This window comes from Allokutzneria multivorans, assembly GCF_039537405.1.
In the GTDB taxonomy this organism is placed as follows: domain Bacteria; phylum Actinomycetota; class Actinomycetes; order Mycobacteriales; family Pseudonocardiaceae; genus Allokutzneria; species Allokutzneria multivorans.
In genome coordinates this window covers 45,003-70,879 of sequence record NZ_BAABAL010000018.1, presented here as the reverse complement: position 1 = coordinate 70,879, position 25,877 = coordinate 45,003, and the positions used below count along the sequence as shown (strand labels likewise).

The 25,877-nt window shown below is 70.3% G+C and carries 27 protein-coding genes; 10 read left to right on the top strand and 17 right to left on the bottom strand.

From position 1 onward, the window contains the following. Positions 1 to 10 precede the first annotated feature (10 nt). A complete protein-coding gene (locus ABD798_RS24300; RefSeq protein ID WP_254237927.1) occupies positions 11 to 370 on the bottom strand; it encodes a hypothetical protein in 360 nt (119 codons plus the stop codon). 67 nt (positions 371 to 437) lie between these two features. Here ABD798_RS24300 and ABD798_RS24295 point away from each other — a divergent pair, with 67 nt between their 5' ends. Beyond that, entirely contained in the window at positions 438 to 1,220 is a 783-nt protein-coding gene (locus tag ABD798_RS24295) for a glycerophosphodiester phosphodiesterase family protein (protein WP_344878916.1), read from the top strand. Positions 1,221 to 1,389: 169 nt separating this feature from the next. Here the strand turns inward: ABD798_RS24295 and ABD798_RS24290 are convergent, their stop codons facing one another. Further along, positions 1,390 to 2,001 (bottom strand): transglycosylase family protein, encoded by a 612-nt coding sequence (locus tag ABD798_RS24290; protein WP_344878913.1) that lies wholly within the window; start codon positions 1,999 to 2,001, stop codon positions 1,390 to 1,392. Positions 2,002 to 2,178: 177 nt separating this feature from the next. Here ABD798_RS24290 and ABD798_RS24285 point away from each other — a divergent pair, with 177 nt between their 5' ends. The 3 genes from ABD798_RS24285 (at position 2,179) to ABD798_RS24275 (ending at position 5,110) form a co-directional block, all read left to right on the top strand. Next, on the top strand, positions 2,179 to 3,594 hold the full coding sequence (locus ABD798_RS24285; protein ID WP_344878910.1) for an MFS transporter: 1,416 nt from the start codon (positions 2,179 to 2,181) through the stop codon (positions 3,592 to 3,594). 206 nt (positions 3,595 to 3,800) lie between these two features. Further along, complete coding sequence (locus ABD798_RS24280) at positions 3,801 to 4,319, top strand: PadR family transcriptional regulator (RefSeq protein ID WP_344878908.1); 519 nt, start codon at positions 3,801 to 3,803, stop codon at positions 4,317 to 4,319. Beyond that, positions 4,316 to 5,110 (top strand): alpha/beta fold hydrolase, encoded by a 795-nt coding sequence (locus tag ABD798_RS24275; RefSeq protein WP_344878905.1) that lies wholly within the window; start codon positions 4,316 to 4,318, stop codon positions 5,108 to 5,110. The genes ABD798_RS24280 and ABD798_RS24275 overlap by 4 nt, the downstream gene beginning before the upstream one ends. On the opposite strand, the gene ABD798_RS24270 is transcribed toward ABD798_RS24275, so the two are convergent. From ABD798_RS24270 to ABD798_RS24255, 4 genes are all read right to left on the bottom strand, one after another. Then, complete coding sequence (locus tag ABD798_RS24270; protein WP_344878902.1) at positions 5,082 to 6,215, bottom strand: cytochrome P450 family protein; 1,134 nt, start codon at positions 6,213 to 6,215, stop codon at positions 5,082 to 5,084. The two genes, ABD798_RS24275 and ABD798_RS24270, sit on opposite strands and share 29 nt — an antisense overlap. A gap of 21 nt (positions 6,216 to 6,236) precedes the next feature. Next, positions 6,237 to 7,283 (bottom strand): NlpC/P60 family protein, encoded by a 1,047-nt coding sequence (locus ABD798_RS24265; RefSeq protein ID WP_344878899.1) that lies wholly within the window; start codon positions 7,281 to 7,283, stop codon positions 6,237 to 6,239. A gap of 279 nt (positions 7,284 to 7,562) precedes the next feature. Beyond that, positions 7,563 to 8,144 carry a pentapeptide repeat-containing protein gene (locus ABD798_RS24260; protein WP_344878896.1) on the bottom strand — a complete coding sequence of 194 codons (582 nt, stop codon included), beginning with the start codon at positions 8,142 to 8,144 and terminating at the stop codon, positions 7,563 to 7,565. Further along, complete coding sequence (locus ABD798_RS24255; protein WP_344878893.1) at positions 8,141 to 10,030, bottom strand: 4-alpha-glucanotransferase; 1,890 nt, start codon at positions 10,028 to 10,030, stop codon at positions 8,141 to 8,143. The genes ABD798_RS24260 and ABD798_RS24255 overlap by 4 nt, the downstream gene beginning before the upstream one ends. Before the next feature lie 250 nt (positions 10,031 to 10,280). Between ABD798_RS24255 and ABD798_RS24250 the strand changes: the two genes are divergently transcribed. Continuing rightward, on the top strand, positions 10,281 to 11,687 hold the full coding sequence (locus ABD798_RS24250) for an FAD-dependent monooxygenase (RefSeq protein WP_344878890.1): 1,407 nt from the start codon (positions 10,281 to 10,283) through the stop codon (positions 11,685 to 11,687). On the opposite strand, the gene ABD798_RS24245 is transcribed toward ABD798_RS24250, so the two are convergent. The 3 genes from ABD798_RS24245 to ABD798_RS24235 are packed head-to-tail and all read right to left on the bottom strand — an operon-like array spanning position 11,668 to position 14,618. Then, the gene (locus tag ABD798_RS24245) at positions 11,668 to 12,099 is read right to left on the bottom strand and encodes a hypothetical protein (RefSeq protein ID WP_344878887.1); all 432 of its coding nucleotides are present in this window, start codon (positions 12,097 to 12,099) and stop codon (positions 11,668 to 11,670) included. The genes ABD798_RS24250 and ABD798_RS24245 overlap by 20 nt on opposite strands. A gap of 5 nt (positions 12,100 to 12,104) precedes the next feature. Further along, on the bottom strand, positions 12,105 to 13,973 hold the full coding sequence (locus ABD798_RS24240) for a hypothetical protein (RefSeq protein ID WP_344878885.1): 1,869 nt from the start codon (positions 13,971 to 13,973) through the stop codon (positions 12,105 to 12,107). Positions 13,974 to 13,994: 21 nt separating this feature from the next. Beyond that, positions 13,995 to 14,618, bottom strand: coding sequence for a helix-turn-helix domain-containing protein (locus ABD798_RS24235; protein ID WP_344878883.1), 624 nt, complete (start codon positions 14,616 to 14,618; stop codon positions 13,995 to 13,997). A gap of 66 nt (positions 14,619 to 14,684) precedes the next feature. Here ABD798_RS24235 and ABD798_RS24230 point away from each other — a divergent pair, with 66 nt between their 5' ends. Next, complete coding sequence (locus ABD798_RS24230) at positions 14,685 to 15,545, top strand: oxidoreductase (RefSeq protein ID WP_344878880.1); 861 nt, start codon at positions 14,685 to 14,687, stop codon at positions 15,543 to 15,545. Here ABD798_RS24230 and ABD798_RS24225 read toward each other — a convergent pair. Beyond that, positions 15,505 to 15,858: a nuclear transport factor 2 family protein gene (locus tag ABD798_RS24225; protein WP_344878877.1), complete on the bottom strand. Its 354-nt coding sequence runs from the start codon at positions 15,856 to 15,858 to the stop codon at positions 15,505 to 15,507. The two genes, ABD798_RS24230 and ABD798_RS24225, sit on opposite strands and share 41 nt — an antisense overlap. 98 nt (positions 15,859 to 15,956) lie before the next feature. Here ABD798_RS24225 and ABD798_RS24220 point away from each other — a divergent pair, with 98 nt between their 5' ends. Both ABD798_RS24220 and ABD798_RS24215 read left to right on the top strand, forming a co-directional pair. Continuing rightward, a complete protein-coding gene (locus ABD798_RS24220) occupies positions 15,957 to 16,730 on the top strand; it encodes an MmyB family transcriptional regulator (RefSeq protein WP_344878875.1) in 774 nt (257 codons plus the stop codon). 33 nt (positions 16,731 to 16,763) lie between these two features. Continuing rightward, positions 16,764 to 17,702, top strand: a complete 939-nt coding sequence (locus tag ABD798_RS24215) for a zinc-binding dehydrogenase (protein WP_344878872.1) — start codon at positions 16,764 to 16,766, stop codon at positions 17,700 to 17,702. Here the strand turns inward: ABD798_RS24215 and ABD798_RS24210 are convergent. After that, entirely contained in the window at positions 17,692 to 18,744 is a 1,053-nt protein-coding gene (locus ABD798_RS24210; RefSeq protein ID WP_344878869.1) for a zinc-binding dehydrogenase, read from the bottom strand. The genes ABD798_RS24215 and ABD798_RS24210 overlap by 11 nt on opposite strands. A gap of 182 nt (positions 18,745 to 18,926) precedes the next feature. Then, entirely contained in the window at positions 18,927 to 19,682 is a 756-nt protein-coding gene (locus ABD798_RS24205; protein ID WP_344878866.1) for a sugar phosphate isomerase/epimerase family protein, read from the bottom strand. Positions 19,683 to 19,805: 123 nt separating this feature from the next. Here ABD798_RS24205 and ABD798_RS24200 point away from each other — a divergent pair, with 123 nt between their 5' ends. Then, a complete protein-coding gene (locus tag ABD798_RS24200) occupies positions 19,806 to 20,264 on the top strand; it encodes a MarR family winged helix-turn-helix transcriptional regulator (RefSeq protein ID WP_344878863.1) in 459 nt (152 codons plus the stop codon). A 10-nt stretch (positions 20,265 to 20,274) separates the two neighbouring features. Here ABD798_RS24200 and ABD798_RS24195 read toward each other — a convergent pair whose 3' ends face one another. Next, entirely contained in the window at positions 20,275 to 20,985 is a 711-nt protein-coding gene (locus ABD798_RS24195) for a hypothetical protein (protein WP_344878860.1), read from the bottom strand. A 430-nt stretch (positions 20,986 to 21,415) separates the two neighbouring features. On the opposite strand from ABD798_RS24195, the gene ABD798_RS24190 reads away from it, so the two are divergent. Further along, the gene (locus tag ABD798_RS24190; RefSeq protein WP_344878857.1) at positions 21,416 to 21,826 is read left to right on the top strand and encodes a GNAT family N-acetyltransferase; all 411 of its coding nucleotides are present in this window, start codon (positions 21,416 to 21,418) and stop codon (positions 21,824 to 21,826) included. Here the strand turns inward: ABD798_RS24190 and ABD798_RS24185 are convergent. The 4 genes from ABD798_RS24185 to ABD798_RS24170 form a co-directional block, all read right to left on the bottom strand. After that, positions 21,816 to 22,382 (bottom strand): dihydrofolate reductase family protein, encoded by a 567-nt coding sequence (locus tag ABD798_RS24185; RefSeq protein WP_344878854.1) that lies wholly within the window; start codon positions 22,380 to 22,382, stop codon positions 21,816 to 21,818. The two genes, ABD798_RS24190 and ABD798_RS24185, sit on opposite strands and share 11 nt — an antisense overlap. Positions 22,383 to 22,455: 73 nt before the next feature. Then, positions 22,456 to 23,604, bottom strand: coding sequence for an epoxide hydrolase family protein (locus tag ABD798_RS24180; protein WP_344878851.1), 1,149 nt, complete (start codon positions 23,602 to 23,604; stop codon positions 22,456 to 22,458). Positions 23,605 to 23,616: 12 nt separating this feature from the next. After that, positions 23,617 to 24,111, bottom strand: coding sequence for a hypothetical protein (locus ABD798_RS24175; protein ID WP_344878848.1), 495 nt, complete (start codon positions 24,109 to 24,111; stop codon positions 23,617 to 23,619). Beyond that, positions 24,108 to 25,865, bottom strand: coding sequence for a DEAD/DEAH box helicase (locus ABD798_RS24170; protein ID WP_344878845.1), 1,758 nt, complete (start codon positions 25,863 to 25,865; stop codon positions 24,108 to 24,110). Before ABD798_RS24170 ends, ABD798_RS24175 begins: the two co-directional genes overlap by 4 nt. Between the last annotated feature and the right edge of the window lie 12 nt (positions 25,866 to 25,877).

The window sequence follows — 25,877 nt, the reverse complement described above, 5'->3', positions numbered from 1 at the left end:
CAGAGTGGCACTAGCGCAGCCGCTCCAGACCCTTGGCTTCCTGAACCAGACCGGCGGCCATCCTGCGCAGCTCGCCGCTGTCGGCGCCGTCCTCGGCGGCGGTCGCCACGTCCTCGGCCGCGCAGCGCAGCTGGAACAGTCGATCTTGCAGGTCGGCCAGCTCGGCGGCGGAGAGCACGACCGCGTCCTCCGGCAGGCCTCCGCGCTGCATGGCCGCGCGCCGTTCGTAGGCGCGCTGGCGGCAGGAGTGCCCGCAGTACCGGCGGGGCCTGCCGCGTCCCTCGCCGTCCGCCAACCGCTGACCGCACCACCCGCAGTGCCGCGCCTCGGGACGCCTGCCCCAGCCGGTGCCCTCGCTACCCGCCCGCACGGGAGGTGACGCTATCCGGATACCGGGCCGACACCCCCGCGCCACGCCGCCCAGGCACACTCGAAGGGTGGCACGCACCCATCCCTACCTCGACGGCCCCTACCCGAGGGCTTTCGCGCACCGCGGCTGGCACGTCGACGACCTCGACGGCATGGAGAACTCGCTGAGCGCGTTCCGGCGCGCGTCGGCCGAGGGCTTCCAGTACATCGAGACCGACGTGCACGCGACCAGCGACGGCGTCGTCGTCGTGCACCACGACGCGCTGCTGGACCGCACCACCGACCGCACCGGCCTGGTCTCCACGCAGCGCTGGGCCGAGGTCGGCAAGGCCAAGATCTCCGGTCGCGAGCAGGTCAGCCGCCTCGAAGACGTCCTCGAAGAGCTTCCCGACACCTTCTTCAACATCGACGTCAAGTCCGACACCGCCGTCGACCCCGTGCTGCGCGTGGTCCACCGGCTCGGCGCGTGGCACCGCGTGTGCCTGGCCTCCTTCGCCGACAAGCGGCTCAACCGGCTGCGGCTCCGCGGTGGTGCTCGCCTGCTCACCGCTCTCGGCAGCCGCTCCGCCGGCGCGCTGTGGGCCGCCGCGCGGTTGCCCGTGATCCCCGTGCGCTCCGCCGTGCGCGGTCAGCTCGCGCAGCTGCCCGTGCGCCGAGGTCGCGTGACCGTGATCGAGAACAGACTGCTCCGCATCGCGCACAGACTGGGGTTGGAGGTGCACGCCTGGACCGTCGACACCGCCGCCGAGATGGCCGCGCTCCTCGACATGGGCGTGGACGGCCTCGTCACCGACCGCCCCGACACCCTCAGAGACCTCTTCCGCCACCGCAAGATCTGGTCCCCCGCGTAAGCCCCGAACGACCCGTTCAGGTACTTCAACGCACCGAACGACCCGTTTAGGTACTTCAACGCACCAAACGACCCGTTGAGGGAGTTGAACGCACTGAACGGGTCGTTCAGCGCGTTAGACGCACCTAATGCGGCGTTGATCTTGCAGGCGGTGTTGGGCGGCGGCGACGCTAGCGCGGGCGTTTGCCGTTCCACGCGGCGTCCCAGGTCTTGGGGCCGAGCAGGCCGGAGTCCTTGATGCCGTTGGCCCTTTGCAACGCCAGCACGGCGTCCTTGGTCTCGGCGTAGTAGCAGCCGGTGCCTTGGAACTTGTAGCCGAAAGCGTTCATCCGCAGCTGCCACGCGCGCAGCGCCGGATCGCAGTCGCCGTAGTCGTAGACCTTGCCCGGCCACGGCGGGAAGGCCGGGTGGTTGCCGATGTAGGCGGACTCGGCGTAGCTCGGCTGGCGCTTGGTCCTGGCGTCGCGGTCGTCGCGCAGGCCGAGCTTGCCCGCGCACTCCCACGGCTGCCACCCGCGCATCCGGTAGAGGTAGAGCGCGCGGAAGTCCTGCTCGGCCTTGGAGGCCTGGCTCGGCAGCCCGGTGCCGCCGACGCTGCGCCAGGTGGGCAGGTCGAACTGGTAGGCGCCGTAGTAGCCGTTCCCGGTGTTGGTGTCGTAGCGGTCGGTGGACTCGCACATCCGCAGCCGCTGCCAGTCGCTCACGCTCGGATCGGCCGAGGCCGCACCGGACCACACCACGATCAGCAGCCCGACCAGCGCTAACAGGCGCACCAAGAACATAAACGGGGACCGTAAGGCCGCCGGGGCGAGCCCACCACCGGTGTCCCGCGATCGAGGGGTGGGGAACGGGAAGGTAGCGATTGGTGGTCGAGTCGACCCGGGTCGTCACCGGCGTCCGGTCGGCCCAGTACAGTCCGCGTGCCGGGTGTTCTGGATCACTCCCGGCGGGAGGGATTCATGAGCACGGAGCACGGCGCCGCCACGGTCGCCGACCCCGACCCGGCAGCTCGCAAGCGCGAGCAGCGGGGCTGGATCTGGTACGACTGGGCCAACTCGGTCTTCCCGACCTCGGTGTCGACCGTGTTCCTGTCGATCTACCTCACCACGATCGCGCAGTCCGCCGCCCAGGCCGACACCGCGCTCAACGGGCCCACCCCGTGCCCCGGCGACGACACGCTGCGCAACTGCGACATCGTGGCGTTCGGGCTGCAGATCCCGGCGGGCTCGCTGTGGGGCTACCTGCTCTCGATCGCCACGGTCGTGCAGGTGCTGGTGCTGCCGATCAGCGGCGCCATCGCCGACCGCGCGCAGAACAAGCGCAGGATGCTGGCCGGGTTCGCCTTCGCGGGCTCCGCGGCCACGATGGCGCTGGCGCTGGTCTCCGGCTCCAACTGGGAGCTGGGCGCGATCCTGTTCGTGCTGGGCAACATCTGCTACGGCGCCTCGATCGTCGTCTACTACGCGTTCCTGCCCGAGATCGCCGATCCGGACGAGCGCGACGCGGTCTCCTCGCGCGGCTGGGCCTTCGGCTACCTCGGCGGCGGGCTCGCGCTCGCGTTGCAGCTGGTGCTGTTCCTGCTGCACGAGCAGGTCGGCATCGAGCAGGGCACCGCCGTCCAGCTCTGCTTCCTGATCACCGGCATCTGGTGGGCCGGTTTCACCCTGGTCCCGCTGAGCAGGCTCAAGCGGCACCGCGCGCCCGCCAAGCGCGACCCCGGCACCAACGTGGTCGTCGACGGCTTCCGCGAACTGCGCTCCACGGTCACCGCCGCGCGCGCGTTCCCGTTGACCCTGGCCTTCCTCGGCGCGTACCTGATCTACACCGACGGCATCTCCACCGTGGCGAACGTGGCGGGCCAGTACGGCAGGCTCGAACTGAAGCTGGACCAGGACGTCCTGATCGCCACGATCCTGCTGACCCAGTTCATCGCCTTCATCGGCGGTGTCGTGCACGGCATGGCGGCCAGGGTCATCGGCGCGAAGCGGACGATCATCATCAGCCTCGCGCTGTGGATCGTGGTGCTGGCGGCAGCGTTCTTCGTCGAGGCCGGGGAGATGTTCCAGTTCTTCGGCGTCGCGGTCGGCATCGGCTTCGTGCTCGGCGGGACGAACGCGCTCTCGCGCTCGTTGTTCAGCCAGATGGTGCCGCCGGGCCGGGAGGCGCAGTACTTCTCCCTCTACGAGATCGGCGAGCGCTCCACGTCCTGGCTCGGCCCGATGCTCTACGCGGGCATCGGCCAGGCGACCGGCTCGTTCCGCTACGCCATCCTGTCGCTGATGATCTTCTTCATCGTGGGCATCGTCCTGATCTCGATGGTGGACGTGCGGAAGGCCATCGAGCGCTCCGGGAACACGGTGCCCACCCTCGTGTGAGGCGTGTTACCTGCGGGAACAAGCGCGAACCCGGTTCACGTTGTCGTAGTGTGTCCGGGTCGAGCGCTCCCGGCGCGCCCCGCGCGGATGCTCCCCGGACCGCCGTCGGCCAGCCATCGCGACCCCCAGCGCGAGGCGGGCCGGCGGCCCTTTTTTGCCCTCACCGCCTAGTTGACAAGTCGACTAGAGGATTTGTCTACTAGGGCATGGTTCTCGCGCGCATCATCCTGGGGTTGTTGGCGATCGCGCCCATGACCGGCTACGACCTCAAACGGCACTTCGACTCGACCGCCGGTCACTTCTGGACGGCGGACAAGGCGCAGATCTACCGCACCCTCGCCAAGCTCGTCGCCGACGGGCACGCGGCGGTCGAAACCGTGGCGGGGTCGGGGGCACCGGACCGCCAGGAACACCGCATCACCGCTGCCGGGCAGGCTGAACTGGCCGCATGGCTCGCGAGCGAGCCGGAGCGCCAGACCGAGCGCGATCCGTTCCTGGCGCGGGTGTTCTTCGGTGCCGGGCTCGACGAGGACGGTCTCCGGTCACTGTTCGCGGGTCGTCGTGAGGCGGTTCAGGAGCGCTTGGCGCGTTATGAGCAGCTGCGCGCGGAGAACGCCGCGACCGACCGCGGAGCCCGGTTGCGCCTGCTCACGCTGGACAACGGGATCGCGCACCTGCGCACTGAACTGGCGTGGCTCGACGCGGCCGAGGAGGAACTGGCATGAGCGGCTTCCCCGAGGTCCACGCACCCCGAACGGCCGGAGCGGCGCGTCCGCTGGTGCTGCTGCACGGCGGCAACGTCGCGAACTGGATGTGGGAGCCGCAGCTGCCCGCGCTCGCGGATCGGCTGGTGATCACGCCGGATCTGCCGGGTTTCGGGGCGCGGGTCGACGAGGACTGGCCGGGGTTGGACGCGGCTGCCGATGACGTGGTGGCGCGAGCGACCGAGCACGGCATCGACGGCCCCTTCGACCTCGTCGGGCTTTCGCTGGGCGCGATGACGGCGCTGCGCGTGCTGGTGAGGCATCCCGAGCGGGTGCGATCGGCGCTGGTCACCGGCGCGTTGCTGGAGCGGCTCGGCGCGGGGACGCGCTTGACCGCTCGGCTGCAACTGGCGTTCTGGCGAGCGCCGTGGTTCTGGCGCGGCCTGGCCACGGCGATGGGGCTGCCGGAAGAGGCTCGCGAACGCTATGTCGCCCACGGCCTGTCGGTGCGGCGCGAGACCGCGGCGGCGATGTTCGCCGACGTCAACGCGGGCGGTGTTCCCGACGAGCTGGGCGACTACTCGGGTGCTCTGCTGGCGATCGCCGGTGAGAAGGAGAGCGCGACGGCTCGACGATCGTTGCTGGCGCTGGCCCGGGTCGCGCCTCGGGCGGAGCTGAGGTTCGCGCCGGGCATGCACCACATCTGGAACGTCGAGGACGTCGACCTGTTCAACGACGTGCTGCTCTCGTGGCTGGACAACGGAACAGCGGACGCGCGCTTGATCAGCCTAGGAGCACTGGTAGCGCGCTGAGCGAACGGGACCGGAATGACGTGCGCCAGCGCAGCTCCGAGACCGGCACCGCCAAGGCGAGCGAGGGGAATCGGCGTAGCAGCACGCTGATCGCGACTTCGACCTCCATGCGCGCGAGCGCGGCGCCGACGCAGTGGTGAACACCGTGGCCGAACGTCACGTGCGCGTTGTCCGTGCGGCGGACGTCGAAGCGGTCGGGATCGGGGAAGCGCGCGGGGTCGCGGTTGGCGGCCGCGAGGCTCAACATCACGGTCTCCCCCGCCTCCCAGTGCTCGCCGTCGGCCAGGGCGAAGCGACGGATCGCCAAGGGGCTGACGGGGTCGTGGCGCAGGATCTCCTCGACCGCTCCGCGCAGGAGCCCGGGGTCCGCGCGCAGATCGACCAGCTGCTCAGGATGGCTCAGCAGCAGGAAGATCCCCGTGCCGATCGTGTTCTGGACGTTCTCCACGCCCGCGCCGAGCAGCAGGAAAGCCAGCGACACCAGCTCATCGCGGCTGAGTTCCGACGTGGTCAGCTCCGACAGCAGGTCCTCGCCGGGACTGCGCGTGCGCGCCGCGACGAGGTCGGTGAGGAACTCCGTGATCTCCGCGATCGTGGTGGGCAGCTCGCGCGGGTTCTCCGGCACGAGCATGCGGCCGATCAGCCCGGAGAAGGCGCCTTGGTCGGCTGGGGAGACGCCGAGCAGCGCGCCGAGTGCCACCGACGGGATCGGCATCGCGTACTCGGCGATCAGGTCGGACGGCGAGATGAGCTTGTCCGCCAAGGATTCCGCGTGCTCGGCGACGCGCGGGCGCAGCTCCTGAACCCGCCGCACGGTGAACGCCTTGGTCACCAGGCGGCGGATGCGCGTGTGCTGTGGCGGGTCCATGTTGAGCAGGTTCGCGTCCAGGGCGGGCGGTAGGGAGAACCCCGCGTAGCCGCCGCGCGAACGCTTCTTGTCCAACGACAGTCCGGGATCGGCCAGCCCGGCGCGCACCAGCTCGTAGGGGCAGACCAGGCGCGCGGGTGAGCCGTCTGGCAGCGCGATGCGGTGGCTCGGCGCGGCTTCACGCAGCCTGGCGTTGTGCCCGTGCGGGTCGGCCAGGTATTCGGCGTTGAACAACACGAGCCTGATCTTCGCAGCCGGTCAGGAGCCGATGCGGCGGACTCCGACCAGGTTGCTCTGCACGTTGCTGTACTTCAGCGGCTCCCCGGCCTGGGAGGCGTGGAACTGGGTGTTGCCGCCGACGAAGATCGCCACGTGGCTGACGCCCTCACCGGGGTGGGCGAAGAACAGCAGATCACCGGCCTTCCACGCGCTTCGGTTGCCGGTCGGGATCGGCGTTCCGACGCGGGCCTGCTGGGCGCTGGAGCGGGGCAGGGACACGCCGACCTTGGCGAAGGCCCAGATGACGAGGCCGGAGCAGTCGAAGCGCTCGGGTCCGGACTTGCCCCAGCCGTACATCTTGCCGCGCTGGGTGACCGCGTGGCGCAGTGCGGCGGCGCCGATGCCGCCCTCGGGCAGGTCGGAGAGGTCGATGTCCAGCCCGGCGTCGGAGAGCTTGTCCCGTTCGGCGCGGCTGAGCTGGGAGTAGAGCTGTTCGGCCTTGGTCTGCTTGGCCTTGGCGTCCTTCGTGCGCGCGTCGAGGCTCTGCTTGATCCCGGTGGCCGCCTCCGCCGCCTTGGCCGCGTTCGCCTTGGCGTCATCCGCCCTCTTCGCGGCGGCTCCGGCCTGCGCGATGGTGGCGTTGAGCCGGTCCATCGCGGCCTTGTTCTCGGCGGTGATCAGGTCGGTCATGGACAGCTGGTCCAGCAGTTCACGCGGGGACTTGCTCATCAGCAGCGCGCTAATGTGGTTCATCCGCGCGCCCTGGAACGCGGAGCTGGCCATCTGGTCGACGTGCCCGCGCAGCTCGCCCTCCTGCCGCCTCGCCTGCTCCCCCGCGGCGTTGGCCCTGGTCAGCTCGTCGTTGGCCTTGGCGACCTCGCCTTCCTTGGCCTTGAGGTCGTCGTTGGCCTTGTGCAGCGCCTCGGTGAGCTTTTCGGCCTCCTCGTTGACCGCCTTGAGCTGTTTGAGCGCCTCCGATGCGGTGCTCGGGTCGGGCGCCGCGGCCGCGGTGCTCAGCGGGATCACGCTCACCGCCGCCACGACCGCTCCGGCCGCCACCGCGCGCTTCACTCGATTGGGGGACATGTCGGCGGACAGTAGCGGTCGCGTGCGGTCGGACTCAAAGAGAAAGTTCTTATGCCGCAAGCGGATGGTCGGCGAGATCGACGCGGTCGCCGGTGTCCTTGTCCGCCTTGAGCATCAGTTTCATCACCGCTGACCCGCTCAGCGGCCGGTTGCGCGCGGTGAGGCCGAAACCTGTTCGTGGGGCAAGGAGCTCGCCGGTTCGACTGCCGCCCTTCTGGCATCCTTCGGCGAAGCGCAGCGGTGATCATCGTCCGATGTGGACAGTCGCCCGGACCGGCGCTAACCGAAGCGGAGGCCTAGTCCGGCCGCGAGGACCATGGCTTGTTCGGGTTCGATCAAGGCACCTTTCAGGGACACCACCAAGGGGTCCACCGCGGACAGGTCGCTGCCGCGGAGGTCGCAGCGCTCCAGGTTGGCCTTGTCCAGCACCGCGCCGGAGAGGTCGACGCGGTGCAGGGTCGCGCCTTGGCAGCGTGCGCCGGTGAGGTCGGCTTCGCGCATGCGCACTCCGGTGAAGGAGGCTCTGCGCAGGTCAGCGCCGGGCAGTGCGGCGAAGGACCAGTCTCCGCCGACGACCTTGGTGAGGCCGAAGGCGCAGCGGTCGAAGCGGCTGCCGACGAACTTGCAGTCGGTGAAGGTGGCGTCGAAGAGATCGCACCTGGTGAAGACGCAGTTGAGGAACGCCGAGCCGGAGTGCTGCGAGACGTTGAACAGCGAGTCGCGAAAGGTGCACTCCGTGAACGTGGCGCCCTGGCCGACCGCCTCGGTGAGGTCGATGTCGACGAAGGCCACGCGCTCGAAGCTCAACCCGGTCAGGTCGTCGTGGTCCCAGTCCGGCCCGGTGATCGTCCGCGTGATCACGCCTTGAACCTGCGCATGACCTCGCGGACGCGGGGGTCGGCCTGGAGTTCGGGCAGCGTGAGGGGCAGCGGGAGCCTCCAGTTGGGGTACTCCGACACCGTCCCGGGCAGGTTGGGTTGGCGGAGCTCGCCGACGACGTCGTAGGGCGAGACGAGCAGCACGCGGCACGGGCTGTGCGCGAGCAGTCCGTGCAGCGCCACCACGATCTCGTCGTCGCTGGCCTCGCCCTCGCCGAGCAGGGATTCGGCGCGCAGCAGCGCCAAGAAGTCCGCGCGCTCAGCCGAGGCGTGCGCCTGTTCCTCGGCGAGGGAGCGGCCGAGCACACCGATCTCGGCGCGGACGCGGACGTGCTCGCCGCGCAGAAAGCCCGGCGCGGTGGGCAGATCGTGGGTGGAGATGCTGGCGACGGCGTTGGCGGGCCACGACGCGGGCGGGATCAGCGGGCGGTCCTCGGCCTCGTGGTCGCGCTGGAACCACACGACGGTGGAGCCGAGCATGTTCTGCGCGTGCAGCGCCTCGGTGACCTCGGGCTCGACGGTGCCGAGGTCTTCGCCGATGACCACGGCGTTGGCGCGATGCGCTTCCAGGGCAAGCACTCCGAGCATCGCCTCGGCGTCGTAGCGGACGTAGGTGCCGCGCTCGGGGCCGGAGCCCTCGGGCACCCACCACAGCCGCCACAGGCCCGCGACGTGGTCGATGCGGATGCCGTCGGCGTGCCGGAGCACGGCGCGCAGCACATCGCGATATGGCCGGTATCCCTGCTCTGCCAAGCGATCCGGGCGCCACGGCGGCAAGCCCCAGTTCTGGCCCTGCTGGTTGAACTCATCGGGTGGAGCGCCGACGCTGGCCTTGGCGAGGACGTCCTGGAGCATCCAGCCGTCGGCGCCCGCCGGGTTGACGCCGACGGCGAGGTCGTGGACGACGCGGACGCCTTGACGAGCGCGGGAGAGCTGAGCGGCGCACAACTGTTGCAGCCACGCGTAGAACCGCACGCGGTCATCGTCGTGGTGCACGTTCTTGGGGTGCCGCAACGCTTCCGGCCACGAGCGCCAGTCGGGGCCGTGCTTCTCGGCGATGACGCAGAACGTCGCGAAGGCCCGCAACGCGGAGTCCGGTTCGGCGACTTCAGCGAAGGGCCACAACAGCTCCAGCGCGGCGCGCTTGGCCCGCCACACCTCGTCGTAGTCGATGCGGTCGCCATTCGGCGCGCGCAGCGAGTCGACCTGAGCGCGGGTTTCGGCATCTGCTCGGGCGTAGGCGTCGGTGTGCTCGACGCGGAGGTAGAGCGGGTTGACGAACTGGCGGCTGGACGGCGAGTACGGCGAGGGCTCGACCGGCTCGACGAGGTTCGGCGCGTGCAGCGGGTTGACCAGCACCATCCCCGCGCCGTTGTCGGCGGCCCAGCGCGTGAACTCCGCCAGGTCGGCGAGGTCGCCCATCCCCCACGACTGCGCCGAGCGCACGGCGTAGAGCTGGAGCATCCACCCCCAGGCGCGCGGCGGTTCGGGCAGCGCGGGCGGGGCGAGGACAACGGTGATCACCTGGTCGGCGACGCGCAGTTCGTGCCAGCCCAGCGGGAGGTCGGCGGGCAGCTCGCCGTCCACGTCGATCGAGGTGCCGTCCTCGCAGGTCAGCACGCCCGCTCCGACGGCGCGGGTGGCTCCTTGGCGTAGCACGATCGTCGGCGGCAGCCGGTTCTCGGTCGCGCGCGCTCGGACGCGGTCCAGCTCGGCGCGCACGGATTCCGGCGTCGAGGCGTCCACGTCGAGCAGCGCGAGCACCTCGGCCACGACGTCGGGGGCGACGTCGACGCGCTCCAGGTTGCCGTCCTCGTACCAGGTCGCGACGCCGTGCGCTTCGGCGAGAGCCACAAGATCGTCATCCACGGCCTCAGTCTTCCAGCAGCGGCGTGTCCGGGCTGGCTCCCGCCCCGATCGGAGCAAGCGCTCGGAGCGAGCCGGAAACGCGGTCGACGCGGCGGTGGCCGGGCTTGTAGTTTGCCGCTGACCGCGATCCTGTCCGAGGAGGTGAGACCCGTGAACGCAGAAGCGATGTGGGTGCTCCCCCTCCCGTCACGGTCGGGCGACTGACGCAGGTGTCGCCGGGAGTGCCCCGCCACTCCCGAAAGGCACTGCCATGTATGACGTGATCATCGCCGGGTGCGGGCCGACCGGCGCGATGCTGGCCGCTGAGCTGCGGTTGCACGATGTCCGGGTTCTCGTTCTGGAGAAGGAGACCGAGCCGGTTTCGTTCGTTCGGATCGTCGGTCTGCACATTCGCAGCATCGAGTTGTTGGCCATGCGCGGGTTGCTGGAACGCGTTGCCGCACGCGGTCGGCAGCGGCCGGCGGCCGGATTCTTCGCCGCTATCCCCAAGCCCGCGCCTGAATGCCTGGATTCCGCGCACGCGTATCTGGTCGGCATTCCGCAGCCTGTCGTCGTCGATCTGCTCGAACACCACGCGATCACGCTCGGCGCGCACATCAGGCGTGGTTGTGCGGTGGCCGGTTTCGCGCAGGACGACGAGGGCGTGACTGTGGAGCTGTCTGACGGGGAACGGCTCCGCACGCGTTATCTCGTCGGCTGCGACGGCGGGCGCAGCACTGTGCGCAAGGTGCTCGGCGTCGGTTTCCCCGGTGAGCCCTCGCGGACGCAGACACTGATGGGCGAGATGGAGATCGGCGCGTCGCAGGAGGAGATCTCCGCCGTGCTGGCCGAACTCCGCGAGCGCGACAGGAGTTTCAGCGTCGGCCCTTTCGGCCGGGTTGTGGTTCCCGCCGAGGGGATCAGCACCGCACCGCCGACGCTGGAGGATTTCCAGAAGCAGTTGCGCGCTGTCGCGGGAACGGATTTCGGTGTGCACTCCCCGCGTTGGATGTCGCGGTTCGGGGATGCGACTCGGCTGGCTGAGCACTATCGCGTCGGGCGCGTGTTGTTGGCGGGCGATGCGGCGCACATTCACCCGCCGATCGGTGGGCAGGGCTTGAATCTGGGTGTGCAGGACGCCTTCAACCTCGGGTGGAAGCTGGCCGCGCAGATCCGGGGCTGGGCGCCGGAATTCTTGCTGGACACCTATCAGGCCGAACGCCACCCGGTCGCCGCTGACGTGCTGGACAACACCCGCGCTCAGATGGAATTGCTGTCCCCGGAGCCGGGTGCGCGTGCTGTGCGCAGGCTGCTGACCGAGCTGATGGACATCGAGGAGGTGAATCGCCGCCTGATCGAGAAGATCACCGGCATCGGCATTCGCTACGACTTCGGCGGTGGCCACGATCTCGTGGGTCGCCGTCTGCGCGACCTCGACGTGCAGCACGGCCGCCTCTACGACCTGCTGCACCGAGGGCGTGGTCTGTTGCTGGATCGCACCGCGCAGTTGAGCGTCGGCAGCTGGGCCGATCGGGTCGATCAGCTCACTGACCCCACTGCGGCGTTGGAGGTTCCGGCTCTTCTGCTCCGGCCGGACGGCTACGTCGCGTGGGTCGGCTGTGATCAGCAGGACCTCGAAGCGCATCTCGCGCGGTGGTTCAGACCTGGTCCTGGTTGATGCCGGTGGCCAGATCGAGCGCGATGGTGTCGAGGCGGTCCTCCAGCACCGTCAGCTCGCGGTTGAACTCGGCGGGGTCGAGCGGCTGGTTGCGCCACCGGTGCGTGAACGCCTCGCAGCCGTTCAGCACCGCCGAGGCAACGCGGTCGGCTCCGCCGTCCGGTGCGCGCTGGCCTTCGGTCTCCATCACGGCGCGCACTCGCATGACCAGGTCGTCGACGCGCAACACGGAGGTCAGCGCCAACAGCTCGGCCATGGTCCCGCGCCGAGCGTCGGCTCCGGGATCGAAGGTCGTGTACGCCACGGGCCGGACGACCAGCTCGACGAGCAGGATCGCTCCCAGGTTCTGGTCCGCTTCGTTGACCGGTGTCCACTGATCACCGGGCTCGTGCGGCCGACGGAGATGTCGCATGGGAATTAGTTGCCCTGTGTCGGCCCAAAAAAACCTAGAAAGTTCGAACAGGCGCGCAGCAGTTCCTGGTCCTCGCTGACCGCGTCGGCGAAGTGGACGCCGACGTTGTGCCTGCGTGGCTGAGCGAGCTCCGCGCGCAGCAGCCCTTCGGCGGTGTGCGCGGCCGGGCCGATCTCCGCGAGGCACCGCGCCACGACCGTGCGGCAGTGCGAGCTGCCGCGCCAGGCGGTGATCAGCGCCGGGACCACCGCTTCGGCGTCGCCGGTGATCTCCCAGAGCGCGAGCGCGGCGTGCATGCGGGACCACGCGTCGCAGGCTTCGGCCAGGCGCGCGCGGACGAGCGGCAGCGCGTCGGTGGCGGCGGGCCCGAGGGCGGCGGCCAGGCGCATGCCGTTGTCGCTCGCGTCGATCACGGCCAGCGCGGGCACGGGGTCGCCCGCGATCCGCCACAGCGCGAGCGGGGCGTCGAAGGGGTGCTCCGTGCAGAGCTGCCGCAAGGTCGACGTGGCCGCTGCTGAAGCCGGACCGAGTGCGCGCAGCGCGTAGAACAGGGCGCTGTCGCGGGCTCCGGATTCCAGTAGCTCCACCAGATTCGGTGCCGCGTCGGCTCCGGTGTGCTCCAGGTTGCCGATCGCGGTGAGCAGGCCGCCGCGTCGGCGCACGTCGTTCACATCGCTCAGTCGCTCAAGTAGGAGCGGGAGCAAGGGCAAGGCGTGCGCACGGATGCCGTAGAGCATGCCACCGATGTCGTGAGGGATGTCTTTGCGGCCCAAGGCTTCTCGCACTGCCGAGACGGCACGTGCGTCGCCAGTGCGCGCGAGGGCTCGTAGGAGGTGCGGCGATCCGTCTTGTGCCGCAAGCAAAGCATCGGCCGCGGGCGCCGCGTCCGGGCCGAAGTAGTCCAGGGTCTCGGTGGCGTCCTTGGCCAGCTCGGGAGTCACCAGCAGCGCGCCAACGCGTCGGGCCAGCTCGCTGTGGTCCCCGCGCCACTCGCGCACGAGCGCGCGGGCAAGCGCACAGCCCAGCCGACGAACATCGTTGGAGCCACAGGAAAGCAGCTCGGTGATGAGCGCGGTTCGTTCAGCGGTTCTTCCGCAGAGGGCTGTGTCCAAGGACAGCACGTGCTGCGCCACGGACGTGCCGTCGACGGCTCGGACGGCGGCTGCCGCGATGGAGGCGACGTCGTCGGGCAGCGCGCCCGGGTCGATGTCGGCGAGCGTCGCCAGCGCGCGGAGCTGCACGATCGGACGGTCGTTGTCGGCAGCGCGCTCGGTGATCCACGCGAGCGCCGCATCGAGTTCAGCGTCCTCTTCGAGGTGCGGCGCGATCATGCCGACCGCCTGCACGACGGCGGCTCGCGCGTGCGGGTCGGGCTCGGCGGTGATGCGACTCCGGAGAACGGAAAGCGTTGTGGTCCAGTGCTCTTGGCACACCGCGAGGACGATTGGGAGGGCTCGGCGAACCTCGACTGAGGGGTCGTCGAAGAGCGTGAGGAGCTGGGGCAGTTCGGCGCCGACGAACGCTCGGGCGGTGGCGGCGTGGCGGTGGTTCTCGTGCGGATCGGGCTCGCCCGGCGTCCACGTGTCCAGGCCGGTGTCGTCGACTCCGCAGACGCTGGCGATCAACCCGAGCAGCTCCGCGCGCTGCGGCGTCGAGGGCTCGAACACGGCTTCGAGAAGGAACGGCACGCACAACGCGGTGGGCTCGTACACGTCACCGCCGTGGTGCAGCGCGTCGGCGAAGTCCTCGTAGGCCAGCTCACGGGCCTCGGGATCGCTCGAAACGAGGCCGCGCAGGATCTCCGGGACTTCGGCCGCGGGTCCGTACGCGTGCTCCAGCGATAACCAGTCGATCTTGTCGAGCCCCGCGAACACCGGGCAACCGTACCCGGATGATCACACCAGCCCGAGTTCGCGGGCCCGCACACCGGCCTGGAACCGGGAGGTGGCGCCCAGCGCGGTCATCAGCTCGGCGACGCGCCGCCGGTAGGTGCGCACGCCGAGGTTCAGCTCGCGCGCGGCCGTCTCGTCCTTGCTGCCCGAGGCGAGCACCTCCAGCAGGCGCGGCGCGAGCGCCCGCAGCTCGGCGAAGCTGCGGTCGTAGGTCCTCAGCGGGCTGGCCACCCGCCACGCGGCGTCGTAGAGCGTGGACACGCTGCGCGCGACGTCGGCGCTGTCGAAGACCCTGAACTCGCGGGTCGCGCCGACGAGTTCGCCCGCGAGGATGACGATGCGGCGGTCGAGGATGATCGTCTCGTTGATCTCGTCGGGGCTGATCCGCACGTCGACACCGACCTGGTCCAGCTCGTGCAGGTGGGCGGCGGAGCGCGGGTCGAGCAGCACGCCGGGGCGGAACATCTTGCGGATGCGCTTGTCGCCGTGCAGTTGCGGGCGCGGCCGGGGCTTGGAGGTCGCCCAGGTGTTGAGGTCGTCGGCGGCGCAGGCCACCTCGGAGGCCGCCGCGAACAGGTGGGCCGTGCGGGCGAACAGCGCTTCTTCACTGCGCACGATCGTGCTCATGGAGCCAGTGTGGCAGGAAGTTGCCGTTGCCCGGCGTCCTCGCCGCGGCGGGCGCAGGCTGGGGGCATGACGACCTCGACCTGGGAGCTGGGCGACCGCAAGGTCAACCGGCTCGGCTACGGCGCGATGCGCCTGACCACCCGCCCGCTCGACCGCGATCAGGCCGTCGCCGTGCTGCGGCGCGCGGTGGAGCTGGGCGTGAACCACATCGACACCGCCTCCTTCTACTTCTCGCCGGCGTTGTCGGCGAACGAGCTGATCAACTCCGCACTGCGCCCCTACGCGGACGATCTGGTGATCGTGACCAAGGTCGGACCGGGCCGGGACCCCTCCGGCGAGTGGTACCGGGCGCGGCCGGAGCAGCTGCGCGGGCAGGTGGAGGAGAACCTGCGCCAGCTCGGCCTGGAGGCTCTGGACGTGGTGAACCTGCGCATCGGTGCTGGTCTGGAGCGTGGGACCGGGTCGATCGCGGAGCACTTCGGCGCGTTGGCGGAGCTGCGCGAGGCGGGGTTGATCCGGCACCTCGGGATCTCCAACGTCGGTACCGCGCACCTCGCGGAGGCGTTGTCGATCGCGCCGGTGGTGTGCGTGCAGAACCTCTACGGGCTGGGTGCTCGTGACGCCGAGGACGATGCCCTGCTCGACCAGTGCGCCGAGCAGGGCATCGCGTTCGCGCCGTTCTTCTCCGTGGACCGGGGCGCTCCACAGGGAGTCGTCGCGGAGATCGCCGCCGCGCACGGTGTGACCGCCGCGCAGGTGTTGATCGCGTGGACGTTGCACCGGGGGCCGAACGTGCTGGCCATCCCGGGCACGGGCGATCTCGGGCACCTGGAGCAGAACGTGGCGGCGGCGGAGATCACGCTCTCCGAGGAGGAGATGGAGCGGCTCAGCCCGGGATCCGGTCCAGGAACCCCAGCACGGAGCTGATGCGGTCGCCGTTCACGCGCACCACGTCGAAGCCGATCACCAGCGGTTCCGCCTCGCCCGCGACGCCGAGGTGCCACTGGAAGCGGGCGATGTCGTGGTGCGCGTCGGCCTCGGCGGGGACGCTGAAGACGAGTCCGGCGAACTGCTGCTGGGCGCCCGCGATGACCATGTCGATGCCGTCGCGCCCGGCCACCTCGGCCAGCGGGTCGGTGTAGGTGGCGTCCTCGGTGAACAGCTCGTCCACGAGGTGCCTGCGCTTCGCCGCGTCGGTCTCGTTCCAGACGGCGATGTAGCGAGCGGCGATGTCGGTCACTGCGGTCTCCTTCGGTTGGTGTGGAACAACAATCGACCGGAGGAGGTCGTGGTGTCGATTACGCCGGAGGTAATGGCGGGTGCGCTTAAGCTCGGTGCATGAGCACCCCGGTTGGCGAGATGCTGCGCGACTGGCGCGGTCGGCGTCGGTTGTCGCAGTTGGACCTCGCGCTGCGCGCCGACATCTCCGCGCGGCACTTGAGCTTCGTGGAGACGGGTCGGTCCACGCCGAGCCGGGACATGGTGCTGCGCCTGGCCGAGCAGTTGGAGGTGCCGCTGCGCGAGCGCAACCGGCTGTTGCTGGCGGCCGGGTTCGCGCCTGCCTACCGCGAGAGCGCGCTGGACTCGCCGCGGCTGAGCGCGGTGCAGGCGGCGGTGCGTCAGGTGCTGGCCGCGCACGAGCCGTTTCCGTCGGTGGCGGTCGATCGGCGGTGGAATCTGGTGGAGGCCAACGCGGCCAGCTCGTTGTTCACCGACGACATCGCCCCGCACCTGCTCGAAGGCCAGCCCAACGCGTTGCGGATGAGCTTGCACCCCGACGGCATGGCTGCGCGCATCGCCAATCTCGGTCAGTGGCGCGCGCACCTGCTCAGCCGCCTTGCCCGCGAGGTGGCGGTGAGTGGCGACGAGGAGGTGGCGGCGTTGCTGGAGGAGCTGCGCGAGTACCCGTGCGCAGAGCCGTCGCTGGCGGAGGTGCCCGACACCGGTGAGGTCTTCGTGCCTCTGCGAATCCGCTACGAGGACGTCGAACTCAGCCTGTTGAGCACTGTGTCGACCTTCGGTACGGCGTTGGACATCACCGTCGCGGAGCTGTCCGTGGAGTCCTTCTTCCCGGCCGATGCGGTGACGGCGGAGTTCCTGCGAAACCGTTGACCTGAACGCGAGTTGAGGTTGAAGACTCGCGGCATGCGAGTTGTGGAACTGACGCGGTTCGGCGGTCCCGAGGTGCTGGTCCCCGGGTCCGCTCCTGCCCCTTCCGCAGGTTCGGGGGAGGTGCTCGTCGAGGTCTGCTTCGTTGGACTGACCTTTGTGGACACCCAGATCCGGCGCGGTGTGGACGAGTGGCACGAGGTGCCCGAGCCGCCTTATGTGCCCGGCGGCATCGTCGCGGGGACGGTCGTCTCCGGCGACGCGCGGTGGCTCGGTCGACGTGTGCTCGCCGATCCGGGGATGACGGGGGCGTTCGCGGAGTTGGCCGTGGCTCCGGTCGAGTCGCTGATCGAGGTGCCGGAGGGCCTGGGGCTGGCCGAGGCGGTCGGCCTGCACACCGATGGTTCCACGGCGCTCGGACTCGTTGAGGGAGCACGTGTTCGGGCCGGGGACGTGGTCCTCGTGGAGGCCGCCGCGGGTGGTGTGGGGAGTCTGCTCGTGCAGCTGGCCAAGGCGCGCGGGGCTCGCGTGATCGGGGCGACTCGGGGTGCCCGCAAGCTCGCCCTGGTGCGTTCCCTCGGCGCGGACGCGGTGCTCGACTACTCCGCCATGGACTGGACGGAGGGGCTCGGGCCGGTCGACGTCGTGTTCGACGGGGTCGGCGGCGAGATCGGCCGAGCGGCGTTCGGCCTGGTCAGGCCTGGCGGCCGGTTCTCCGTGCACGGCGCGTCCAGCGGCGCGGTGTCCTCCTTCGACGGCGTCGGCACGGGTGTGGAGGTGCTCGGGATCGACCAGCTCTTCGGCTTCGGCGAGCGCGTCCGTGGCTGGGCGGAGCGCGTGCTGGCCGAAGCCGCTGGGGGCGGTCTGCGGCCGGTGATCGGGCAGAGGTTCCCGTTGGAGCGCGCCGCGGACGCCCACACGGCGATGGAGTCTCGCGGCGCGCTCGGGAAGACCTTGCTGGTCGTCAGGGGGTGAGCACGAGGCGGATCGGGTCGCCGACCTTGTCGTGCAGCTGCTTCACCGCGCGCTCGGCCTCGGCGAGCGGGATGCGGTCGGTGATCGAGCGCGAGAAGTCCAGCCGACCGTGCCCGGCGAGCGCGATCAGGTCCTCCACGTGCTGGGGCAGCGACCCGTAGTGGCCCATGACCTGCTGCTGCTCGAAGCAGAAGCCGATGCTGTCGCCGATCTCCAGCTGTTCGGGGGTGAGCCCGGCGAGCACGAGCTTTCCCTTGCGGGACAAGGACTTCGCGGCTTGCTTGCGTGCGGCCCCGGATCCGGCGAAGTCGAAGGCGTGGTCCAGTCCCCTGCCGCCGGTCGCCGCGCGCAGCTGCTCGGCGAAGTCTTCGGCCAGCGGGTCCAGCGCGGTGTCGGCGCCGAAGCCGAGCGCGCGCTCGCGGGCGGCCTTGTTCGGGTCGATGGCGATGATCGGGGCCGAGCCGACCAGGCGCAGGACCTGCACGGCGTGCGTGCCGAGCCCGCCGGTCCCCCACACGCCCGCCGACTCGCCGACCGTGACCTGCGCCGTCGTCACGATCGCCGCGTAGGGCGTGGAGACCGCGTCGGGGATGATCGCCGCCTGCTCGAAGGGGAGGCTGTCGGGGATCGGGACCACCGTGTCGTGGCGGGCGACCGTGTACTCCGCCCAGCCTCCGTCGTAGTCCACGCCGCGTGTGAGCACGCGCAGGCACGGGCTGAGCGCGCGGACGCAGTTGTCGCAGGCCCCGCAGGACTGCCCCGCCTGGAGCGCGACGCGCTGGCCCACGCGCAGCCTGTCCGGCACGTCCGCGCCGAGCGCTTCGATCACTCCGGCGACCTCGTGGCCGAGGGTGACCGCCTTCGCCGGGTTGTACGCGGGCGTGAACGCGCCGCCGATGAGGTGCAGGTCGGACAGGCACACCCCGGAGGCGCGGACCGCGACCAGGACCTCGTTCCGCGCCGGTCGGGGTACCGGCACCTCCTCCACCGCGAAGCGCTTGGTGGTCAGGTCCAGCCGTCCGGCGAGCATCGTGGCAGTCACGCCGACCAATCTCGCACAACCACCCCGCGAAGATCACTACCGGGTGGCGCCGCGGTTCGCCGGTCTTCAAGACCCGCAAACCCCCGCCGCCACGGTCTTCAACGACGACACACCATCGGGTTGGGGGCGGTTAACGATGATCGACAGGGGGGTTCGGTGGTCTTGAAGACGCCATGACCCGGCTACGCGCCGGTCCAGCTCAGCAGGGCGGTGGCGTCGGCGTGGAACTGCTCGACGGAGTCGTCGAGGACGAATTCCAGGAGCACGAACCGGTCCTGCTCGTCGGCGTTGAGCTCGGCGAGCACGGGCTGCCACAGGTCGGCGCGTTCGGCCAGGGTGAGGCGTTCGGTGAACCCGTCCGGCCCCCAGGAGAAGGCGTGCGCGGTGCGCAGTTTCGGCAGCAGTGACCGCACTTCCTTGAGGCAGGAGTCCACGTGCGGGGTTTCCTTGGGCTGCCAGTACGGCACGAGCGCGGGCACGTCGTCGAACAGGCGCGTCGCGGAGTCGATGTCGTCGGTCAGCGTCTGCACGTGGTACTCCACCGCGACGCGAACTCCGTGCACGGCGGCGAGTTCGGCGCAGCGCCGGAGGTCCTCGGTGACGGCGGCGCGGCGCGCGGGGTCGGTGTCGGCGGTTCCGGTGACGCCCGCCCAGACGCGGATCACGGGCGCGCCCAGTGCGACGGCGGTGCGCAGGGCGTCGGCGAACGCGGCGGGCTCGGTGTCCCCGGCCTTGTAGTAGGAGCCGTAGCCCTCGACGAGCAGGCCTGCCTCGGCGGTCAGGGTCCTGGCGCGTTCGGCGGCGGCGAGGTCGCCGACGGGCACGTGCACGTCACCGGCCCAGGTGATCGCGCGGAGCCCGGAATCGGCTGTGACCTGCACGATCTCGGGCACGGACAACTGTCGGAAGGTCACCGAGACCACTCCGGGAACGATCACTGCGCTCTCCCCGCTCTCCGCTGGACGACCGCCCCCACCCTACTCGATAACGATAATCACAACCAGGTTCGGTTCGCGCTGTAATTTCGTTCGCCGAACGAATATCTCGATATGATCATGATCGTGGCCAACAGTCGGGACGAGCTCGTAGACCAGGTCCTCGCGGCGGGCAGGCGGCTCGCCGCGGCCGCGGTGCGGCTGCACTCCGCCGTCGCCGACAAGCAGGGGCTCTCGCCGGTGGAGGAGAAGGCGTTGGAGCTGCTGGAGAACAGCGGCGCGCTGACCCCGGGCGAGCTGTCGCAGCGCTGCGGGCTGGCGCCGGCCTCGATCACCGGGCTGATCAACCGGTTGGAGCAGAAGGGTTTCGCGCGGCGCAGCCCGCACCCGCAGGACCGCAGGCGGTTGCTGGTGCACGTGCACCGGGACCGGCAGCGCGGAGCGGACGCGCTGCTGAAGGACTACCTCGACACGGTCGTGCGGCTGTGCGCCGACTACGACGACGAGAAGCTGCGCACGATCGCGGAGTTCACCGAGGAGATCGCCCGCCGTCAGCGCGAGGCCGCCGAGCGGCTCTCGCGCTGACGAACAGCAGTCACGCCGAGGCGGGGGCCTCGATGCGGTAGCGGCCGACCCACGCGCTGGCGGCCACGTCCTGCACCGCGTCCTCGACCTTGCCGGGCAGGCGCCCAGCGGGCGGCAGCGGGAACCGGTAGCGCGTGGCGGGAAGGCCTTCGCGCGGCGGCACCTCGTCGACGCGCCACTGGTCGAGTTCGGGGTAGCGGGCCGGGAAGGCCGGGTCGGCGGGGAAGACCTCCAGGCCGACGCGCCGGTCGGGCCGCACGACGCTGGCGCGGTCCAGCAGCGGCCGGGTGCTGATGCCGACGGCGCCGATCTCCCGCCAGGGCACGGCGTGCAGCGTTCCGTCGGCGCGCCACCACAGCGCGCGCCGGTCGACGATCACGCCCCGGCCGCGCAGCGAGGCGCGCGCGCTGCTGACGAACCACAGGAACGCCGCGCCGGAGAGGATCTGCCAGAGCCAGACCCAGGGGTGCGTCTCGCCGTCGGTGAGGATGGCCGCGCAGACCACGGCGAGAAATCCGGAGATCCCGCCGCCGAGCATCAGCCACCGCGCCCCGGACACGCCGAAGTCGAGATCGACCGCCCCGGGCTGCATCGCCGTCGCCTGTGCCCTCTCGGGTACCGCGATCCTCATCGTCGGCGGGCGTTGCGGGTTCACCACGGAGGTCTCTGCCACTGAAGACGGAGCGGGCACCCGCTCCCAGCCACCACGTCGCCACTTCACGTGATCAACCCTAGTGACCTCACCGGTGCCACCGCCGCGTGTCCCCGTTCGAGCCACGGGTACCCCTCGGGCCCCGTCATCGGTGGCGCACCGCAGCCACCCACCACTCGCGCGCACAACCAGGGCAGGCCCTGATCGATGAGCACGTGATCACCACCTCATCGCCTCGCGTGGTCTTTATCCGGTCACTTCCTAGGACGCGCCGGGCACCGGCTCGTTGGCTCCGGAAGCTCCTCGCGCCATCACGCGCGCAGGCGCTCCAGCGCGGCACGGACGTTCTTGATCATCACACGCGTCCACCTCGCGGGAAGGCCGCACCATGCTCGAACCATTGTTTAGTTAATTAAAAAAATGCGCGTGCTACAGTCGCGCCATGACTCCGAGAATCATTGTTTCGACCGCTGATGACATTGACGATCTCGTGTTGTCGGTGAATGGTTTGTTCGCTGAGGACGGTGGGCTGCGTGATCGGTTCATGGACACCGGTTGGCCCGCTCGGGAGGGTGCCGCCTACTACTCCGAGCTGGTCGGCAACCCGGACGCGGTGTGCTTGCTGGCCAGGGAGGACCGGGTGGCGGGCCATCTGGTGGGCCGGATCGGGCGGTCGTCGATGCGGCCGGGCGCGGTGACGGGGGTGTTGGAGAGCATGCGGGTCGATCCCGCTTTCCGTCGGCGTGGAATCGCTTCGGCGTTGGTGGAGCGGTTCTTCGAGTGGGCCGGTTCTCGCGGGGTGAACGAATTTTCGGTGTCGGCGTATTCGAGCAACGAAGCCGCGCTCGCCCTCTACGGCAAGCACGGCTTCGCCGCGTTCGAGACGAAGCTGATCCGACCTATTTCTTGATCTCGTAGCGCAGGATGACGATGCCGTTGCCGTAGGCGGTGGCCTCGACGGCGTGCAGGTCTCGCGAGTCCTCGAAGAGGCGGGTTCCCCTGCCGCGCGAGCACGGGCTGACCATCATGCGGACCTCGTCGACCAGGCCGGCGTCGATGAGGGAGCGCATCAGGCTCAGGCTCCCCCACAGCCACAGGTCCTTGCCGTCCTGCTGCTTGAGCTCGCGGACGGTGGCGGCCGGGTCGGTGGTCACGGTCGCGGCGGGGAACTCGCCCCAGGGCGCCTCCTCCAGGGTGGTGGAGGCGACGTACTTGGTGAGGCTGTTGAGCTTCTCGCCGTACTCGCCCTGGTCCTCGGCGTAGGGCCAGTAGCCCTTGGACTGGTTGTAGGTGGTCGCGCCGAGGATCATGGTGTCGACGGTGTCGATGAAGGCCATGACGTCGTCCTTGAACGCGGGGTCGCTGTCCTCGGAGAACGCCTCGCCCGAGACGAAGCCGAGCCCGCCGTCCTCCTCCGCGGCGATGTTGTCGACGGTGACCCACTGCTGGACGATGAGCTTGCGCATGACGGTTCTCCCGGTTCGATCGGCCACTACCGCCCCTGGGACGGAGCCGTCGCGCCGGTCTCGACATCCTCGCTCAAGATTTTTTCGGGGCCACCAGCCGGAAGAACGAGCGGACGTCCCGCACGAACAGTTCTGGCTGCTCGAAGGCGCCGAAGTGCCCGCCGCGCGGCAGTTCGCTCCACTGGCGCAGGTCGGTGAAACGCTTGGCGACCCAGCGCCGGGAGGGGCTGAGCAGTTCTGCGGGGAAGAGCGCGGCGCCGACCGGGACGTCCACTGTGGACGGTGTGGGTTCGGTGAAGATCTTCTGGATCTCGGCGATGCTCTCCCAGTACAGGCGCGCGGAGGAGGTCGCGGTGCCGGTGAGCCAGTAGAGGGTGATGTTGTCCAGCATCTGCTCGCGGGTGAGCGGGTGCTTGGGGTCGGTCCAGGCGTGGAACTTCTCCAGGATCCACGCGCACTGCCCCACGGGGGAGTCGGTGAGGGCGTAGCCGAGGGTCTGCGGCCGGGTGCCCTGTTGGACGGAGTAGCCGTCCTCGGTCTTCTTGGCGCGGTCCAGGTCGGCGATCGCGGCGCGCTCGGCGTCGGTGAGGTCGTCGAAGGTGTCGGGGTCGGGTGGGGCCAGCGGTGGCGCGAGGTGGATGCCGATGATCCGTTCGGGGACGCGTTGGGCGATGCCGGTGGTGATGCTGGTGCCCCAGTCGCCGCCGTGCGCGCCGAAGCGCTGGTAGCCGAGGCGGTCCATCAGCTCGATCCACGCCTCCGCGATGCGGTGGACGTTCCAGCCGGGGGTGCGGGGTTTGTCGCTGAAGCCGTAGCCGGGCAGCGACGGGCACACGACGTGGAAGGCATCCGCCGGGTCGTCAGGGTTGGTGAGCGGGTCGATGGCGTCGAGGAACTCCAGCACGGAGCCGGGCCAGCCGTGGGTGAGCAGCAGCGGCGTGGCGTCCGGGTGGGGTGAGCGGACGTGCAGGAAGTGGATGCCGAGGCCGTCGATCTCCGTGCGGTACTGGGGGAAGGCGTTCAGCCGGGATTCGGCGGCGCGCCAGTCGTAGTCCTTCTCCCAGTGCTCGCAGAGTTCGCGCAGCTGGTCCAGGGGCACGCCCTGGGTCCAGTCGTCGACGGTCTCGGCGTCGGGCCAGCGGGTTTCGCTCAGCCGCCTGCGCAGGTCGGCGAGGGCTGTTTCGGGGATCTCGACGCGGAAGCGCGTGATGTTCTCCGACATGCGGCCAGGCTTTCAGTCTCCGTAGAAGCCCGCAACGCCGATCTCGGTGAGGGGGATCCAATCGGGGTCGGTTGGCTCGGTGAGCGGGTAGCGCAGCGCGGCGGCGAGGACGGGGCGTTCGTCGACGCGCTGCGACAGCGCGTACAGGGTCGCGAGAACGTGAGCGCAGTGCGGGTTTCTTGTTCTGCACGCGCATTCGGTGTGCTGGTCGGCCAGGGGCACGGCGATGTCGATGCTGTCGGCGAGCTCGTCGGGCAGGTCGCCGGTGTGGTCGGCGACGAGCCCGTCAGGCACGTCCGTCCACAGTGGAAGTCCGATGTGGACGGTGTGGCCGGAGACGGTGGCGGTGACGCTGCCCGTTTCGGCGCGCAGGTCGGTGACGGCGTTGTTGCGGGCGAGGCTGCGTGCTTTGGGCAGCAACGGGTTCGGGCGGGTGACGGCGGTGGACTCCACGGCGCGGACCCAGGCCCTGCCCCAGGGGGTCGCGCCGAACTCGGGTTGGGTCAACTGAACGCTCCGGGGTCGAGTGCGAGGACGTCGTGCAGTTGCTCGTCGGGGAGTTCGGCGAGCGCGTTCTCCGAGCCGGTGACGGCGTCGGCGAGTGCGCGTTTGTTCTCGTGCAGGCGGGCGATGTGGTCCTCGATGGTGCCGCCGGTGACGAGGGTGTGCACGGTGAGCGGCCGGGTCTGGCCGATGCGGTGCGCGCGGTCGGTGGCTTGTTCCTCCACGGCGGGGTTCCACCAGCGGTCGAAGTGCATGACGTGTCCGGCGCGGGTCAGGTTGAGGCCGAACCCGGCCGCGCGCAGGCTCAGCAGCAGCACCGGAGGCGCGTCGGCGTCGTGCTGGAAGGAGCGCACGAGTTCGTCGCGTTGCGCGGCCCCGAGCCCGCCGTGCAGGAAGGGCACGGGCGCGCCGATGTGCTCGGCGAGGTGCCGGGAGAGCAGTTCGCCGGTGACCGTGTACTGGGTGAACACCAGAGCGCGGTCGTCGTCTTCGACGATCTCGGTGAGCATTTCCGTCGCGCGGTCGAACTTCCCGGAGCGCCCGGCCAGCGGCAGCTCGTCGGGCCGGTACTGGGCGGGGTGGTTGCAGATCTGCTTGAGCGCGGTGAGCAGCGCCAGCACGCGGCCCCGGCGCTCGAACCCGGACCCGAGCCCGAGGCTGAAGGCGCGGTCGACGGCGTCGCGGTAGAGCGCGGCCTGCTCGCTGGTGAGGGTGCAGGCCACCGTGGAGTACAGCTTCGGGGGGAGGTCGGTGGCGACCGCGGCCTTGGTGCGCCGCAGGACGTGCGGGGTGATCAGCGCGGTGAGCCGGGCCGCGGCGGTGGCGGAGCGGCGTTGCTCGATCGGAGTGCCGAAGCGCTGCCGGAACCGCGCGCGGGTGCCCAGCAGGCCGGGGTTGGTGAGCGACATGATCGCCCACAGCTCGTCGAGCCGGTTCTCCACCGGCGTGCCCGTCATCGCGATACGGCGCTGCGCGGACAGGCGCGCGGCGGCCTTGCTGGCTTGGGCGTCGGGGTTCTTGACCTGCTGGGCCTCGTCCAGCACCACCACGTCCCAGTCGCGGCTCGTGAGGTCGTCCTCGCCGCGCAGCACGCTGTAGCTGGTGACCACGACCGTGCGAGCCGGGATCACCTCGGGCAGCTCGCGGCGCGGTCCGTGGTGGGTGAGCACGGGCGTGTCCGGGGCGAAACGTGCGATCTCGCGCCGCCAGTTGCCGACCAGCGAGGTCGGGCACACCACCAGGTGCGGTCCCTCGCGCGTGGCGAGCAGGCAGATCGCCTGGAGCGTCTTGCCCAGACCCATCTCGTCGGCCAGGACTCCCCCGCCGGGCACGGAGTGCAGCCACGCCACGCCGTCCACCTGGTAGGGGCGCAGTTCGGCGTCGATGGCCCCGAGCTTGGCGCGCGCGGCGGCTGCTTGACGGTAGCTGTCAAGCAGCGCGGCGGCGGAGCTGATCGCGGTCTCCTCGCTGTTGAGCACGGCGTGCGCCACCGGCGGCATGCGCTCCGCCAGCTCGGCGAACGCCTCGTCGCCAGCGCCCCGCTCGACCAGCCGGACGGCGTCGCGCCAGGCCCGCGCCGAGGCGGTGGTGTCAGGCAACTCGTGCGGCTCCACGAGGCTCACCCGCACGTCAGCGGCTTCGACGTGGTCACCGCGCGGCACGGCGAGGCGGCACACGACCTGGCGCCCGGCGGTGGCGGCTCCCCACACGGCGAAGGCCCCGTGCGCGGGCACGTAGGTGACGTGCCGGTCAGCCATGGACGACCCCCT